This window comes from Arhodomonas sp. KWT (assembly GCF_010993615.1).
Genome location: NZ_WNXE01000320.1, coordinates 1 through 2,199, shown reverse-complemented (window position 1 = coordinate 2,199; position 2,199 = coordinate 1). Strand labels below are relative to the sequence as shown.

Here is a 2,199-nt window from a genome sequence, read left to right as displayed (position 1 = left end):
CCGCCGGCGGCGCAGGCCGTGGTCAGTGCGGTGCCGCCGCCGCGGCGGCGCAGCTCCCGCAGGGTCTGGACGATCATTCGCGCCCCGGTCGCGGCGAAGGGGTGGCCGAAGGCGATGGAGCCGCCGTTGACGTTGACCCGCTCCCAGTCCACCTCGCCGATGGGGGCGTCGCGCCCGAGCCAGTCCCGGGCGAAATCCGGGTCGTCCCAGTACTGCAGGTTCGCCAGGGTCTGCGCGGCGAAGGCCTCGTGGATGTCGACGAGGTCCATGTCCGCGAGCGTCAGGCCGGCGCGGTCCAGGGCCAGGGGCGTCACGTGGCTCGGGCCGATGAGGGCGTCGCGGAACGGGTCCACGGCACAGAAGGCGGAGGTGCGGATGAAGCCCAGCGGCTCATAGCCGAGCGCCCGGGCGCGGTCGGCACGCATGAGCACCAGCGCCGCGGCACCGTCGGTGAGCGGGGTCGAGTTGCCGGCGGTCACCGTACCGTGGCGGCGATCGAAGGCCGGTCGCAGCCCGGCGAGGCTCGCCTCCGAGGCGTCGGCGCGGATGGTGTTGTCCCGGTGGATATGCGCCTGCTCCCGCCCGGCGAAGGCGTGCATGACCTCGCCGTCCAGCCTGCCGGCCTCCCAGGCGGCGTGGGCGCGCTGGTGTGAGCGCACCGCGAAGGCATCCTGGGCCTCGCGACCGACGCGATGGGTCTTGGCCATCTGCTCGGCGATCTCGCCCATGCCGAGACCGGTGGTGTAGTCCCGCACGGCGGGCGGCTTCGGCGCCAGATCCCGCGGGCGCACGCCCGAGAAGGCCCCGAGCCGGCCACGCCAGTCCTTCGCCCGCGAGGCGCGGAGCAGCGCCGCGGCGAGCCGTCGGCTGACGCCGATGGGCAGCACCGAGGCCGAGTCCGCCCCGCCGGCGATACCGGCCTCGATCTCGCCGCGGGCGATGGCCGCGGCCACGTCGGCGGTGGTCTGGAAGCTGGTGGCACAGGCGCGGGAGACGCTGTAGGCGTCCGTGGTCACGGGCAGACCTGCGCCGAGGACCACCTCGCGGGCGATGTTCGGCGCCTCCGGGCGGATGATCACCTGGCCGAAGACCAGCCGCTCCACCACCGCCGGATCCAGGTCCATGCGGGTGACCAGCTCGTTGACGACCATCGTCCCCAGGGCCACGGCGTCGGTATCGGCATACGCGGTGAGCTGCCGCGCGAAGGGGGTGCGCAAGCCGTCCACCACGGCGACGCGGTCGTCCCGGCGCCGGCGTCTGCGCGTACTGCTGCTCGCTGCCACACTGGCCTCCCGATTCGCCCATACGCTTGCGTATGGAAAGCTTCGCCGCCCACCGGCGGCGTGTCAACTCCGCCCCGCCTTACAGGGTCGCGCCGCCCCGCCCGGGCCCGCGCTCGAGCACGCGGCGCACCCGGGCGAGCCCCTCGGCCACCCGCTCGCGCGCGGCCGGTGCACTGATCGCCAACCGTACCGCCTGCGGTACCGGATGGCGACCCACGGCGAAGGGTTCACCGGTCTTCAGGCGCACGCCCTCGGCAGCACACGCGCGGGCGAACTCGTCGGCCCGCCAGGGCTCGGGCAGGTGGAGCCAGACATTGAATCCATACGGCTGCGCGGCAAACGCCAGACCCTGGAAGTGCTCGGCGACCAGGGCCTGGCGGGCGGCGATCTCCTCGCGCTGCCGCCGGGCCAGCTCGTCGGCCGCGCCCGAGTCGATCCAGCGGCACGCCGCCTCCGCGTTCAGCGGCGGCGCCATCCAGCAGTTGCCCCGCAGGGCCTGGGCGACGTCGTCGAACCAGCGCGGCGGCGCCTGCACCAGCCCCACCCGCAGGCCGCCGGCGAGGACCTTGGAGACCCCGGTGATATGGATGACCCGCTCCGGCGCCCGGTCCACCAGCGCGCTCGGGCGCTCCGCCGCGGCCACCAGGTGCACGGCGTCCTCGATCACGGCGACGTCGTGGCGCCCGGCCACCGCCAGCAGCTCGTCACGCCGGTGCCCCGGGATCACCTCGGCGGTCGGGTTGTTCTGATCCGGCGTGAGATAGACCGCGCGCACAGCGTGCTGGCGGCAGGCGGCCTCCAGCGCGCCCGGCTGTACACCCTCGCCATCGCTCGCCAGCGGCAGGTGCCGCAGCCCCAGCCCGCGGGCGGCGGCGATCATCCCGGGATAGACCAGGCCCGCCGAGGCCACCGTCTC

General features: G+C 74.6%; 2 protein-coding genes. Both read right to left on the bottom strand.

Going from position 1 to position 2,199, the window contains the following annotated elements:
• Nucleotides 1-1,283, bottom strand: a 1,283-nt coding sequence (gene fadI / locus G7A99_RS18415; protein ID WP_163142910.1) for an acetyl-CoA C-acyltransferase FadI, incomplete at its 3' end; no start/stop codon positions are given.
• Nucleotides 1,284-1,362: 79 nt separating this feature from the next.
• The coding region (locus tag G7A99_RS18410; protein ID WP_163142907.1) for a PLP-dependent aminotransferase family protein at nucleotides 1,363-2,199 on the bottom strand (837 nt) is incomplete at its 5' end.